We start from the raw sequence: 13,445 nt of genomic DNA on the forward strand, positions 1-13,445 counted from the left end.
ACGCAGCAATGACTGATGAGAAGTTCGAAGTGGTACCGATCGCGCACGTGGTCGGTGGGCGCCGTGAACCCACGGACGATCAGTGGGGTGACACAGAGACGATCATCAGGATCGATGACCCTCGGTTCAGTGAAGATTCCGTCAAGGGGCTCGACCAATTTTCCCATGTTGAGGTCGTGTTCCGGTTCCATCTGACCGATCAATCCGATCTCCACTTAGGTGCCCGCAGCGCGCGCGACAACCCTGAGTGGCCCGAGGTCGGGATCTTCGGGCACCGCAACATGCGTCGCGTCAACTGGCTCGGAGTCTCCCGCGCCCGACTGCTTCGCATCGACGGTCTCGACCTCCACGTCGCTGAACTAGACGCCGTCGACGGCACTCCCGTGTTCGATATCAAGCCGTGGTTCGCCGAGTTCGGGCCTCGCGGCGACGTCGAGCAGGCGCCCTGGTCGACCGAGATGCTCAAGAACTACTTCTAACCGTGCGATCTGCTCCCGGCGCGGCCAGCAACGCTGAGGAGCCTCTGCTCGAAGACAAATGCCGGAAAGGCGCAGCCGCATGGGCGATCAGGACGGCATCGACTTCAATGGTGCAAGCACCGGGGACGACTATTGCGTTCTCCCTGATGGTCGGGTGCCGTTCTGGGTGATGCTGACCGTGGGCGATGACGCTCACTGCGTGACGCCATGGCACACGCACCAGGCCCCGTTGATCCTGTCAGCCGCGGTGATCGGCCGCGACTGCACCATCCCGGCCGGCGAAGCCATCGGCCGGGAGTTCACCGCCGCTGGCGGCCGGGGCGAACCATTGCACGACTTCCGGCTTGTGCACGATCCACGACTGTAGGGCTCCGAACTCGCAGGACCTCGCACCTGGCGACGTGGCTGGACCTTGCCGGAGGGCTGTTGGTCGACAGAGGATGCACTGTTGCTCGGTCACCTCAACACTCAGAACGAGGGAAACTGGCTCGAACCGAGTAGGTCGCGTCAGGTGCTGACGGACCCCGGATTGGTGTCGGAGGCCGCGGCTATCCTCGCGCGCCATGGACCCCTCTACCGCTGCCGTCGCCGAGCTGATCGCCGCGATGGCCCCGTTCGACGATCTCGAACAGCAACACATCGAACAGACCCTGGACTGGCTCGCCGCAACGACCGATGTTTACCGTCGCATTTCGCCTGCGACGCCATCGCCGCACCTGGTGGCCTATGTGGTCTTGGTCGACCCCACCGAGCGTGGCCTTTACCTCGGTCAGCACCGCAAGTCCGGCCTTCACCTCCCGATGGGCGGGCATCTAGATCCCTTCGAGCATCCGTTCGCCGCAGCGCGCCGAGAAGCCCGTGAGGAACTGGGCATCGACGCGAGCTTCGATGTCGTCGGCCAACGGCCACTGCTTCTGACCGTGACTTCGACCATCGGCCCCACCACCGGACACGTGGACGTTTCGCTGTGGTTCGTCGCCCGTGGCGATCGGACCAGCCGCCCAGATCTCGACCCGGGCGAGTTCGACGGTGGTCAGTGGTGGGATCTCGACCCCCACGGCCTACCCGATACGGACCCACACCTCGGCCGGTTCATCCGCAAGCTCGACACCGTCCTGCAACCCACGACCGTCCGATGAAACCACTGGTAGTGATCCGTGGAAACTCGGCCTCGGGCAAATCGACCACCGCGATCGCAGTCCAGCGCCGATTCGAACATGGGCAATGCGCGGTGATCTCCCAGGATCTGGTGCGGCGGAACATGCTCCGGGAACCGGACGAGGCGGGCGCGTTCAACATCGACCTGATCGAGGAGATCGCCCGTTCGTGTTCGGGGCGGGGGATGGTGGTGATCATCGAGGGAATCCTCCATGCCCACCGGTACGGGAGCATGCTCGGCCGGCTCACACATTGGGTGGAAAGGTCGTTGTTCTACAGTTTCGATCTCACCTTCGCCCAGACCCTGGACCGTCACGCGGGGCGCCCACAGGCGGCGACGATTCCACCGGAGCAGATGGCCTCGTGGTATCACGGCTGGCAGCCGCTGCCGTTCGTCGAAGAAGTCCGCATCGATGCGAGCTGGACTCTCGATGCCGCGACAGACCGGATCTATCGCGACATCGAACACAGCCGTGGCCCAGCGTGATGAGCGGAGTCGCAGGCTGTTGGGCAGTGCGGGGCAACCAGTCGAGGATCTCGATGCGATCCAGCGACCGCTCGCCGGTGAAGACCTTACCTACTTCGAGTCCCTGTCGTCGGTGTGCTGGCGCGGATCGGCCTGTCACAGTGGTGGCCGTGGCGTATGTCGTTGTCGGCAAAGAGGACTGGCTGGTGTGGGGCTCTCGTGTGGTTGCCGACGAACCCGGGTTCTGTGAGGTGCGAGGTTCGGGAATCGTGGCGCCGCGCGCGGGTTGATGCGGTCGTGGCGGTTGCTCGCGACCTGGGCTGCTTGCGCTACTGGCGCAAGGTCGAAGTCGACGGTCTGGATGGAATTTGGGCATTGTGTAGACGCGGCCGGTGCGCTTTGACATCGAGTAGTTGGTCGCGCGATGATCATGCAGCGTTCATTGACGAGCGCGTGTTACGGCATTTTCTTCATGGGGGTTAATAATAAGTACCAGCGTGCCCGAGAGTGCGGCGAATAGCGGATCCAGTGAATTGGCTGACCATCGAGATGTCGCACCTTTTGTAGACAATCACTTGAGTAGCTCGACATCGCGAACGGCTGTCTTTTTGATCAGCGCGTCTGTGATTTACGGCGTGCTCACTATCGGTCTCCTCATATTATCGCGGACGAGCCCGGACCGCGCCCGTGAGCTCAGCCTCAAACTCACCATCGACACCTCGACGGGCATTGACCTGCTCGCAGTCATCGCGACGGTTGTCGTCGCGCTCAACATCGCCGCGTGGTGGACTCGAACCTCAAGCCCGTCGCAGGCAACCGCAACCGCATCCGAAAGCACGGAGAGGCTGAAGGGGCGGGCAGCTGAATTCGCGCGACATCTGCACTTCTCCGATGCTGCGTTGGCGTTGGGATTGACCGCTGCGGTCGTCGGCCTTGCATCGCTCGCCGATGCTGTCCATGACGACAACCTGCTAACCGGAGTCGTGATCGTTGTTATTGCTACGGCGATCTCGATTATCAGCATCGACTCACAGTCAGGGCTCCGTGACAGTCTGGCGCTCAGTAGGGCGTTGACCAGGCATCGTCAGAGGTCCGACCTAGCTAGGCTCAACAACATCGTCCGTGAGCCGACAACAGGAGATGATGAGTCTCCTCCGAGATGGTCAGATCTTGCAACGTCGGCCCGCTGGGCAGGCCACGCATGGAGCCGACGGCTCTGGTGGGCATACGAAGTCATCGTCGTTGTCTCGATAACGGTTGCTGGTCCAGCGGTGGTTGTCGGCACCGATCGGCTGATCCGCTCGGATACCGAAGGCTATTGGCAAGGGTTGGTGTGGCTTATCGTCGCAACCCTCGGGTATTGGGCAATTGTGTCAGTTCTCATCCTCATGCCACTTTGGTTGATTGTGTGTCGCCCCGTTTTCACTGCGAGGGCGATAGCAGCTATCTGCGCTGGTTTGCTTGCCCTCTTCATCGCTTTGCCGTTCGTCTACATCGGTACTGCCGATGACTCGATCGTGGTCCGTTTGACACAGGGTGCTGCCAGCTCATGGTGGATTCTTGCACCCATTATTATCATGATTCGCTCCCTGGTGACACGCGATGACCATGTGCGATGGTTCCCCGCGAGGTTTGCTAGACGCGCGCTCAGACGCTTGATCTGCCTACAGATCGCCAGTCTCAAGAAGCAGCTCGGAATTGGGACGCAGGAATCAGGATCGTCGGGCGCGGCTATCCCGAATTGGCTTCAGTTCTGGACGATCCCGATGTTGTTGGTCTCAGCGTCGCGAAGATGGTACCGGTCGGCATCCGGAATGGAGATACCGCAACCGCAACCGCAACGGCCTACCGACCTCGCATCATCATGACCGTGTGGGACCGCGGCGCGTAGCGCTACGAACCGATGGTGGCCGACTAGTCCCCACCATACTGGGCGGCTACAGAGCTGAATACGAACGTGCTGCAGTACCAAACGATCTCGCGGTGCACAGGCGGCCGCTAAGCGGTGGTGGGCATCGGGGGCCTCCAACAACGAGTGTGCTCCGTCTCGGGCCGACAGTAGGGTACCGAGTCCTGCAGACTGGGACATCGACGAATCGCAGCTCGTAGGCTAGGACGTCGCTGTCAGTCTGTCGCGACTGGATGATGGATCACTGAGATAGGGATGCCGTGGACGATCAGGTTCGCCTTCTGACTGGCTGGTTTCGTACCGGGAATTGGCCGGTACTGCCATGTCCCGCGTGCTCGAAAGGCAAGCTGACGGCCGACGATGAACATCTGAAGCACCTTCAGAGCCCAAGCACGTATGGCTGGGAGAGCGGTGGTGATCCCACCGATATCCGCGGGATCTTCCATGGCTTCCTCTTCTGCAACGCTCAGGCATGCCGGGAGCGGGTCGCCGTTGTCGGCGACTACGCAGTCCAGTACGACATCGACGACAATCTCGATCACTACTTCCGCGTGCGGGTGCTCCATCCCCCAGTTCCAGTTGTTGAAATTCCTGATTCGGTCCCAGGTTCTATCCGACAAACCCTCCTGCGTGCTGCTGGGGTGGCGTGGAGCGATCCATCGGCGGGGATAGCGCTGCTGCGCCAGAGCATCGAGCGTCTGATGGACGAGCAAGGGATTGCCGCCACAACGACAAATGACAAATTTCGGCCGCTACACCAGCGCCTCACCGACTTTCGGGCGATCGAATCCGAAGTGGCAGACCTGTTGGAGGCCGTCAAATGGGTTGGGAACGAAGGTACTCATCCTGGAGGACTGGACGCAGTTGACTTCGTCGAAGCTGCTGAACTCGTCGAGCTAGCGCTGAAATTGCTCTTCAAGTCTGACACGTCTGCCCTACACGAACGAGCGCGCCGTGTGGTCCAAGCGAAGCGGTGGGTGCCGTAACTCAGCTCGGCTGCGCCGTCAGTGTCGTGTCGGTGCTGGCGGCGATGACCGGCGAACCACACCACCTCGCCGGTCAGTACGCCGACGGCCACGGACTCACACAATTGTCCTGCCAACGTAGTCGCGTTCTAGCTGGTCCAGACGGAGGAGGCCTGGCAGCCATCATCGAGCTAGCGCTCAGATCGACTCAGCGCGTATTCGACCGCAGTTGCCCGGTTTGCTGCCTCTCCGACTCCGATCTCGGCAAGGTGAGTTCGCCAGTACGATCGCCAAACCTCACGTGAGCTGTCGTCGCTGAGAATGGCATCAACCGCAGTCGGCTTGTCGCCGAGTGGCCAGTGCGGGATCGGATCGGGCCCCGTGGCGAGACAGAGCCGAGCGAGGATGGCTCGCCTCACGATGTCACGCAGCCGATCAATCGCGTATCCGAGGTTCACTGTGAGTTTCACATCGTCGCTGGTATCCGATGTCGTCGAGACCGATGCGAGGGTCTTCCGGAGCGCCTTCTCGGTGAGTTCGCCTCCATGCACGATTGTCGAGCGCAGACCGTACAGCGCTTTCACATCCCCGAAGATGCCGCGTGCAGAGTCGTCGTCGGCAGCAAGCAACGCGGATACACGCGTGCACAATCGAAGCGTAAGTCCCTCCCCCTCGTTGGTGCCCACCATGACGCCCTCCAGCGCGGTGGCCAGATCAACCAACTGCTCGAACGCGTCAGTCGTGTGATCGAATCCGCCGAACTTCTTGAGCGCCAGGCCGAAGGAGGTGTGAATCTTGCCTTCGTGTCCAGGATCTGCCGATCGAACGAGTGCTGAAAGCGCATCGAGAGCTGGGCCGTGCGCGTCATTCAACCGGATCACTCGACGAGCCACTGTGATCGACCCATCGTTCATCAACTCCCGGAGCCTGGCCGGAACCTGAGTCACCGCCGTGGACATCCCCGTAACCTCATAGACAGGTTGAGCGGTTCCATTGGTGAGAAGCGAGGCGATCAAGATGAAGTGGTCAAGCTTTCGACTGAGTTCTCTGCCGGTGTGAAAACCGGGCGTATCGAGTGTCTGGCGAAGGACTAGCAGACTCCGCGGCGTGAGTCCCTTGACGGACGGCCGACGCTGCAAGACGTGTGCCGAGTCCGGAATCTGTCTGCGGATCACGATATTTGACGCTGACCCGACCTGATCGGGTATGACCTTGATGCCTTCGAGCTCGATCGACGCACCCGACTCCGTTGTCAGGTGGGAAACCAATCGTGCTACGACAAAGTCTCCCGGTGCCCCAGTGAGGACCCGTTCGAGTTCATCCATGACCTCCTTCACCGGCGCTCCGGTCGGCGAAAAATCATCCGCATAACCACACTGGTAGAGAACTTCCTCAAGGAAGGTATCGATATACTGCTGAACAGTAAACGACTTGAAGAAGTCATCAAGGTCGTCGAACAGGGCGGGAAAGGACTGGAGGAGCTCGTCCTTGAGCGCGGTGTACTCTGACCGACTTCGGATTCGATCGGCATCGAAGTCGATATCCGCCTGGAGTCTCGGAGCATCAGACCACATCGGAATCACTCGATCAGACGTCAGCTCCTCGAAGGCTGCGGCAACGAGGGCGCTACACAGCTCCCGAATACGTGTCTCACTCACCAGTCACTATCTACCACAGAAGATTCAGCGTCGATGCCTTCATCGGTAGCTCAGCGGCTATCGCTCGCACTGGGTCTTGCGTACAGACCGGCGGTTGGCCGCGGTTTCCGCTGAGACCGAGCGAGATATCCGGTCGCCTAGTGAGGTGTCGTCGATGATGTCGGCGGCTACTCTTGCGGGGCATCCGCCTACCCATCACGACAGCGGCGGTACGAAATCCGACGCCGACGCGGGCGGAGGGTGCGACGACGTCGCGCCGACCTGTGTTGTGTCGCAGTATAGTTCAAACCAGTGGGTACCGTTTCTCTCTGTAATCTTGTGTTATGGCGGACAATGCGGATAGTGACTGGACGTGGACCTGTAACCTGTGCCAGGTCAATACCACCACTGAATGGGATGACGAACTTGAGCAGGACATTGGCCTACCTGCCTTCGCTGCGCCGTTCTCTGATCGCGTGATCAATATTTGTGATGCGTGTGCAGGAATTCGAGGACCGCACGAGCTGACCGAGTTGGCGCGCACCCTCGCCGAGAACTCTGAACGGTGAAAGAGGCTGCGGCGCAACCTTGGTAGCCAGCGAGCTGAAGGCGGGTCGATCGGGAGTGCCGTCGCGTTGTCCCTCTGCTGCACCGACTTCCCGAAACCGAGGTCTGGCGGGGTCGAGTTGGTACTGCGATCGCGCCGGTTGGTTGTGCGGCGGCAGGATGGCCGCAGCGCGAGCGCGTGATTGCTGTGGAGGCGGATCCGAAACACCTTTGGATCGGCGGCGGGATCCTAAGTGGCGAGGAAGAACACCCAGCTCTAGCCCCGGCTCCTGGTTTGGCGCCTAGAGACCCATGCCCGATCGGTAGTCAGGCCCGGTGCCCTCTACTGCAGAGCGTTCCTCGACCGTGAACTCATCGGCGGTGGCCGCATGTTGTTGGCGCGCGCGTTCCTCCAGCTGCCGTTGAGGATTGGTCAGATTCTGTCGCCTGTTGTGTTCTGTGCGATGAGCAGCGAGCTCGGATTCGAGCCCTTGGTGGAGCGCCTCAACGGTGGCATCGCGTGCGACAGTGTTTTCGGCTGCGGCTCGAGCTTGTTCACCGCTTCGGCGCGTCTCGTCGTCGGCAGCGGAGCGCTCGGCCTGGGCGATCAGTTCGTTGGCGTGTCGGTTCGCCGCACGGGCGATGTCGCGGGCCTGTTGATGTTCCCCGCGGCGCTCGCGATGTTCTCGAGACAAGTCGTTGATACGGCTCTGAATGGTCTGGCGTGCCGCACGTCGGATCAGCGGCAGCGCGTCGAGCGCTTCGCGGGCAGTATCGAGCGCGTCGCTGGTAATGCGGAGTCGCCGGATGGCGCTGTCGAGTTCGTCGGCACGCATTCGTGCGGTGTCGCGGGCAGTGTCGGCAGCATCCTGGTGTGCGACCACGATCGGGTCGGGCCCGGGGTCGAAGCCGTCGTGTCGGATGGGTGCGAAGAATTCAGCCTCGGTTGCGGAGTTGCCGAGCCGTTGGGCAAGTCCGTCGATCGCGTCGGCGAGGTCACGTTCGGTCAAACGCTGCAGCGGCTCGAGGACCGGGAGTGGCTGTTCGGTGAGGGGATTGTCGGTCAGCCATTGCTGGATGACAGCGCGCCCGGCTTGGTCGAGTGTGCGCCAGTCACGGCGGAGCATCGCTAGCGCCGCAGGCGCAGGATGTGTTTCGGCGATGTGCGCGCATCGCGCGACGAGGTGATCGGCAGGGTTGTGGTCGGGGATACCTGGCCGTTCGTTGTCGCGGCAGTCGAGGCACAGACCGTCGTCGGAGTGTCGTGGAGGTACGGGGGAGCTGGCGTTGCGGGGACGTTCGGTGCTGCAGTCGACGCACGGGAGGCCAACGATGGCGGGCATCGCGGCCAAGTCGTAGTCGATCGGGTAACCAGCGCCTGCTGGTCTTTGCCGCTCTCCCGTTAGTGCCATATAGCGGCTGTCGAAACGTTCGGCGTCGTCGAGGTAGGTGTCAAAGGCGTCGTTGCCGGCGGCCTGAATCGGGTCGAACAGTGCCGGTGTGATCGTGGGGTCGACGTGTTCGCGGTGGTCGTAGACAGGGTGGGGTCGGCCACGCTCGGGTTCGGTATCGCGGTGGAAGGTTTGCGGATCGGTCGAGGGTGTGCACGCGTGGATCAGCGCGCGGTGTTGCGGGAATTGTTGCTCGGCCCAGCGCAGTCGAGCCAGAGCGACGGGGAAGCTGTACTGGTAGAGGGTTTCTGAGACTGCGGTGAGGACCGCTTGTTCGTCGTCGGACAGCTCGGTTCTGAAGCCCCGGTATGCGGCGACAGCGTCAGCGACTCGCCCTGTCGCGAACAATCGGGCGATGCCTTCGATACCGGTGACGAGGTCTTCCTCGAGTGGGTCGCTGATAACGGTGACGACAGGAGCGGCGTCGTGTTCATTTGTGGCCGACGCGGCGGTAGCAGAACTGGCCGAGGGCTCCCTCTCGGCGTCTGGGGCGGTCGGTTCACGCGCGAATGGTTCATGGCCTTGGGTGGGTTGTTGCTCTGTCGGGGTGTGGTGGTGCAGTGCGTCGATGCGCCAGGCCAGTGCGGCGGCGAGTTGGTCGGCGCGCAGCGGTGCGGCGTCGTCGGGTTGCGCGCCTTGGAGAAGTTCGTAGGCAGTGACGAGTAGATCGCGGGGTGACCAGGTGCTGGTGGCGCGTTCGACGGCGGCGACGACGCGAGGCCAGGCCGGTTCGGTAGTGACTTGTTCGGTCATGTCGGTGCCCAGAACGGCTTCGAGGTCGGGTAGCCAGTCGGGTCGGAGTAGGTCAGTGCTGGTGGTATCGAGGGCGGAAGGTTCCAGTTCCAGGCGCGCCCACAATGCTGCGGCGGGCATCTCGTCGGGCAATGGCCGCTGTGCGGCCGCGTCGGTCAGCAGGACGGTGATGTCGAGTCCGGAACGTGCGGCGAGGTCGATCTTGTCAGCCACGACCGACCACAACGCATCGGTGCTGATACGAGAATCGAGGTCATCGACGACGTCGGCCCACCGATTGCGGGGGAGTGCCGGGTCACCGTAGGCGTCGATGACGCGTTGTTGCAGGCGTTTCTGGTGTAGGCGTTCGAGGTCGGTGTAGCGGGCAGGGCCGGTGGGTCGGGTGTCGGTGTCGGGGACGTGGAGTCCGGCCCGCCACACCGAGAGCTCGCCCAGCAATGAGGGATCGGTGCCCAGCAGTGGGCGCGCCCACGCGGGTGCGGTGGCCGGTGTCCACCCTGCCGCGGCATCACGGATCTGTTCGGCAAGGGCAGACACGATCCGTTCGCGTGCCCGAACAGGTTCAGCGAGAGCCTGATCGGCGACACCGGTGGGGAGCCCTGGCGTCCAGGACAGAGGCCCGCTACCGGTGGAATGTGCTCCAGAGGGATCCAGACGCCAGTCCAGCACCGCGGCAGGATCGTCGGCGGTGTCGAGCTCGCGGGCAGTAGCCGCAGCGCGAAGTGCGGCTACTGGATCGGCGCCGGTGAGTGCGATCAGGGCCAGGTGTTGACGGAGCACCGGGTAAGCGGGACTCTCGGTCAGGTCGGGATGGATGGTGTCGGCGGCACGGTCGAGTTCTGCGAGACGGTCGGTGTCGAGGGCGTGTTCGGCGGCCAGGCCGAGGGTGTCGAGGTAGATATCGACTGCCCGCCCGATCCGCAAAGCCGGGTCGAGGGCGTCACGAAGCTCGGTGTGCGCTGACTTCTGGGCCCCGTCGCGAGCCAACACTCGCTGCAGAACTTCGACTGCGGTGCGCGGGTAGACGGCAGGTTCGGTGTAGATCGAGCCTTCGGCGCCGTCGAGGGCGGTGGCGATGTAGGCGTGGTTGGCGTGGATTCCGCGGGTCATCGCGACGTAGAACTGTTGGCGGGATTCGAGCCCGGATAGCGCGACATGGCAGGCGTCGGCGGTGATTCCTTGCGCGGAATCGATCGTCGCGGCGTATCCGAGGTGCACGTGGACGCGCACATACTCGACCGGAAGTCGTACGGTTTTGTCGCTGTCGGTGCCGCCGCGTCGATGCGAAACGGTCAGTGAACCGTCCTCATGGACGGCGGTGATGGTCCACGAGTAGCCGTTGCGAACCCAGTCCGTCTGGCCGAAACGCAGCTTCGGGTTGTTGCGTCGGGTGCGCACGGTGTCACCGACGGAGCCGGAAAGACCGTCCACGAGGGCCACTTCAGTATCGGGTTTCGTGCCGGTTCGGGTGAGTCTGTCGGCGCGGGCGCGTGCGTTGAGCGCGCTCACGACCTTGTGTGTGGGCGCCAACATGACCGCGTCGCGACCGGCAACGTTGTCAGCGGCCCATGCTGTGTAGGTGTCGTCGTAGACCGATCCGGTGTGCCCGGCGTGGATGCGGTCGTTGTCCAGATACCAGGCCAGCGCGGCCGGGTCGCCCTCGCGTAGCCCGATCGACGCCGTTGCTTCGCCGGTGGATGCGAACCGGACGACGTGCGACAGCGTCAAGGTCTGTTCGGGGGAGGCGGCGTTCATGTCGGCGTCGGCGCCACCGGCGTCGATCGCGGGCAGTTGTCGGTCGTCGCCGATGCAGCGCACCGTCGCGCCGCGCTGGGAGAGGAACTGCAGCAGTTGGAGACGTTTGGTGTTGCCGAGTTTGACGTGCTCGTCGACGATCACCAGCGTTCGGTCGTCGATGTCGAGGACCCATTGCGGCAACGACGGCGGATGATCCCGCACGATCGTGGGCGAATCCGGGCGGCGGGAGTGGCGGTCGATGACGTCGAGAAGCTTGTCGACGGTCTCGGCACGGGTGCCGATCGACTCCCCGAGAACAGCGGCCGCGGCAGCGGTGGGCGCCATGCCGAGGACGGTGCCGCCGCTGGAATGCCATGCGCTGGTGAGGACTTGCATGGCAGTGGTCTTGCCGGTTCCGGCAGGGGCGTTGGCGGTATGCACGCGCAACCCGGAGGTGGCGAAGGAAGAGATGACACCAACCTGGCCGGCATTGAGCGGCCGATCAGGATGCGCGGTGTTGTAGTCAGCGACCGCGCTGGTCAGCAGTGCGGAGTCCAGGGTGCGGGCGCCGGGCTCGATCGACAGCTCGATGAGTGCGGCTTCGACGTCGAGAGTGGCTTCGGTGGTGTAGATCTGGGAGTTCGGTCGAACGTGAACGGGGCTGCCGTCGCGGTGGCGCAACCAGGCGGGCACCGCCCGCAGCCCGGGCTCTTCGGTGAGGTCGGGATCACCGCGCGCAACCGCCGACCGTGGCGAGAGCGCGGCGACGACGACTTTGTCGGGAACCCAGTCCCAGTCGGCCGGGCTGATCTGGCCGCGCAGTTGGCGTTCGATCTCGGCCCGCAGATTGAACGGCCGCCATGTCGAGCGTCGCTGCGACGCTGCGGCCAGCGCGCGCTCGGCGGTCGCGGCGATGAATACGGCGTCCGGGTCCGGGCGAGGTATCCGCGGCACCGCCACCACGCGTATCGCTACCGCTTCAACCGGCTCACGGCCACCGAGCAACGTGGTGGCCTGGGCCAACCAGGTCTCACTTTGCTGGGTGTGCGATTCCGGAAGGTGTTTGGCCGGACGGGTATCCAACGTCGCCCGGTCGGCGAGACCGTAGACCTCCTCCGGGGTCGGTTCGCGGCCGAAGGTTGTCTGGAAATCGGCGGTGAGTTGGTCCAGGCGCGCGTTGATCGCGGTGCCTCGCTGCGACCAGGCGTGGATCAGTTCCAGCGGGACGCCGATGACCTCACGGACGGGGACTTGGTGGATGTTGCGGTCGGGGCGGGTTTCGAACTGCAGGTTGAGAGCGAGTTCGAGATGGTGCTCGAGGCGGGAGTCGTAGATCTCCGAGACCGTGACAGCGGCTTCGTGGAACAGCCGGGAGTCGATCGTGCGCCATTTCCCGTCCAGGGTGCGGACCTTGTTGGCGATCAGGACGTGGGTGTGTAGGTCGGGATCGCCTGCGCGGCTGTCGCGATGGGTGAAACAGGCCGCGACGATCCCCTCGACTTCGACGTGGCGGACCCCGTTACGGCCGAGCCGGGTTAACAAGCCGTTGCGCTCCAACCACGTCAACGCATCACCGATCGCACGCTGGTGGGCGGCCTCGATCCGGGCTGCCATGTCCGGTGGGGCCAACGCCCACAGCACCGACACACTCTTCACCGGGGAGAAGGCGATCTCGAGACCTGCCAGCGCGGCCTGGTTCGCGCGCGAGTTTTTGGCGACCCATCCCGACAACTCTCGTGCGTTCAGAGGTGGGCGGCCGTACTCGTCAGTGAACATTCCGGTCGCGAGTCGTGTACGAATGCGCGCACGTTCATCATCGGGAATTGCGGCAGTGGGCTCGAGATTTCGTTCTGAATTGTGCGCACGGTAGGCCTCGGAACAGCGCTTCCGATACTCCGAACGGACCTTGTAGATGGCGAATTTGTTGCCTAATTTGGTTGCCTTCTCAGCCGTGCGGGTGGCGTCGCGGTCGTTGGCGCCGAGCGCAATCTGGCGTTGGAAGACCTCGGTCTTGATCTGCTCGGCGTTCGGGTGAAGGCCCTGCCCGAACAGCGACTTCATCTGTTCCTCGGTCACTTCCGTACCAGCGGCGATGCCGAGCGAGGTTAGTCCGGTGCCATGCCAACGTCCGGGTGCTTCGCCGTGGTCGGAGTAGTACTGCGACAGCGATGACCGCCCGCGAGCTGTCCTATCGTTGGCGGCGGTTTTGCGCAGATAATATTGGTAGCCGTTTCCTGCGGCGACTCGATGAATGGTCGCGACCATGCCTCCATGAAGCATCGCGAATTCCCTTGCCGCAAGGGGCAATTTATTCGCTTGGTCTACGCTGGACAACGATGGACAA

Annotated in this window: 9 protein-coding genes; 7 read left to right on the plus strand and 2 right to left on the minus strand. The window is 63.1% G+C overall.

Annotated features, from left to right (window positions below; translation table 11 throughout):
- Positions 1-8: 8 nt before the first annotated feature.
- From ATM97_RS30855 to ATM97_RS34945, 6 genes are all read left to right on the plus strand, one after another.
- The gene (locus ATM97_RS30855) at positions 9-479 is read left to right on the plus strand and encodes an SAM-dependent methyltransferase (protein ID WP_062990315.1); all 471 of its coding nucleotides are present in this window, start codon (positions 9-11) and stop codon (positions 477-479) included.
- 79 nt (positions 480-558) lie between these two features.
- Positions 559-846: a hypothetical protein gene (locus ATM97_RS30860; protein ID WP_062990313.1), complete on the plus strand. Its 288-nt coding sequence runs from the start codon at positions 559-561 to the stop codon at positions 844-846.
- 238 nt (positions 847-1,084) lie between these two features.
- Positions 1,085-1,618 carry an NUDIX domain-containing protein gene (locus ATM97_RS30865; RefSeq protein WP_218721754.1) on the plus strand — a complete coding sequence of 178 codons (534 nt, stop codon included), beginning with the start codon at positions 1,085-1,087 and terminating at the stop codon, positions 1,616-1,618.
- Between the two features lie 92 nt (positions 1,619-1,710).
- The gene (locus tag ATM97_RS30870) at positions 1,711-2,124 is read left to right on the plus strand and encodes a hypothetical protein (protein WP_218721756.1); all 414 of its coding nucleotides are present in this window, start codon (positions 1,711-1,713) and stop codon (positions 2,122-2,124) included.
- Between the two features lie 476 nt (positions 2,125-2,600).
- Positions 2,601-3,971, plus strand: a complete 1,371-nt coding sequence (locus ATM97_RS30875) for a hypothetical protein (RefSeq protein ID WP_143876020.1) — start codon at positions 2,601-2,603, stop codon at positions 3,969-3,971.
- Between the two features lie 301 nt (positions 3,972-4,272).
- Positions 4,273-4,998, plus strand: a complete 726-nt coding sequence (locus ATM97_RS34945; RefSeq protein WP_084504680.1) for a DUF4145 domain-containing protein — start codon at positions 4,273-4,275, stop codon at positions 4,996-4,998.
- Between the two features lie 170 nt (positions 4,999-5,168).
- Here the strand turns inward: ATM97_RS34945 and ATM97_RS34950 are convergent, their stop codons facing one another.
- Positions 5,169-6,635, minus strand: coding sequence for a HEPN domain-containing protein (locus ATM97_RS34950; RefSeq protein WP_062990300.1), 1,467 nt, complete (start codon positions 6,633-6,635; stop codon positions 5,169-5,171).
- Between the two features lie 323 nt (positions 6,636-6,958).
- On the opposite strand from ATM97_RS34950, the gene ATM97_RS30890 reads away from it, so the two are divergent.
- A complete protein-coding gene (locus ATM97_RS30890; RefSeq protein WP_143876021.1) occupies positions 6,959-7,183 on the plus strand; it encodes a hypothetical protein in 225 nt (74 codons plus the stop codon).
- Positions 7,184-7,462: 279 nt separating this feature from the next.
- On the opposite strand, the gene mobF is transcribed toward ATM97_RS30890, so the two are convergent.
- The gene (gene mobF, locus ATM97_RS30895; protein ID WP_157125490.1) at positions 7,463-13,366 is read right to left on the minus strand and encodes a MobF family relaxase; all 5,904 of its coding nucleotides are present in this window, start codon (positions 13,364-13,366) and stop codon (positions 7,463-7,465) included.
- Positions 13,367-13,445 lie beyond the last annotated feature (79 nt).

The sequence above is a fragment of the Nocardia sp. MH4 genome, assembly GCF_019266065.1.
GTDB classification, from domain to species: Bacteria; Actinomycetota; Actinomycetes; order Mycobacteriales; family Mycobacteriaceae; genus Nocardia; species Nocardia canadensis.

Bases quoted from the DNA above. Each gene is read 5' to 3' on its own strand.
- ATM97_RS30855 (WP_062990315.1), top strand. From the start codon at position 9: ATGACTGATGAGAAGTTCGAAGTGGTACCGATCGCGCACGTGGTCGGT.
- ATM97_RS30860 (WP_062990313.1), top strand. From the start codon at position 559: ATGGGCGATCAGGACGGCATCGACTTCAATGGTGCAAGCACCGGGGAC.
- ATM97_RS30865 (WP_218721754.1), top strand. From the start codon at position 1,085: ATGGCCCCGTTCGACGATCTCGAACAGCAACACATCGAACAGACCCTG.
- ATM97_RS30890 (WP_143876021.1), top strand. From the start codon at position 6,959: ATGGCGGACAATGCGGATAGTGACTGGACGTGGACCTGTAACCTGTGC.
- mobF (WP_157125490.1), bottom strand. From the start codon at position 13,366: ATGGTCGCGACCATTCATCGAGTCGCCGCAGGAAACGGCTACCAATAT.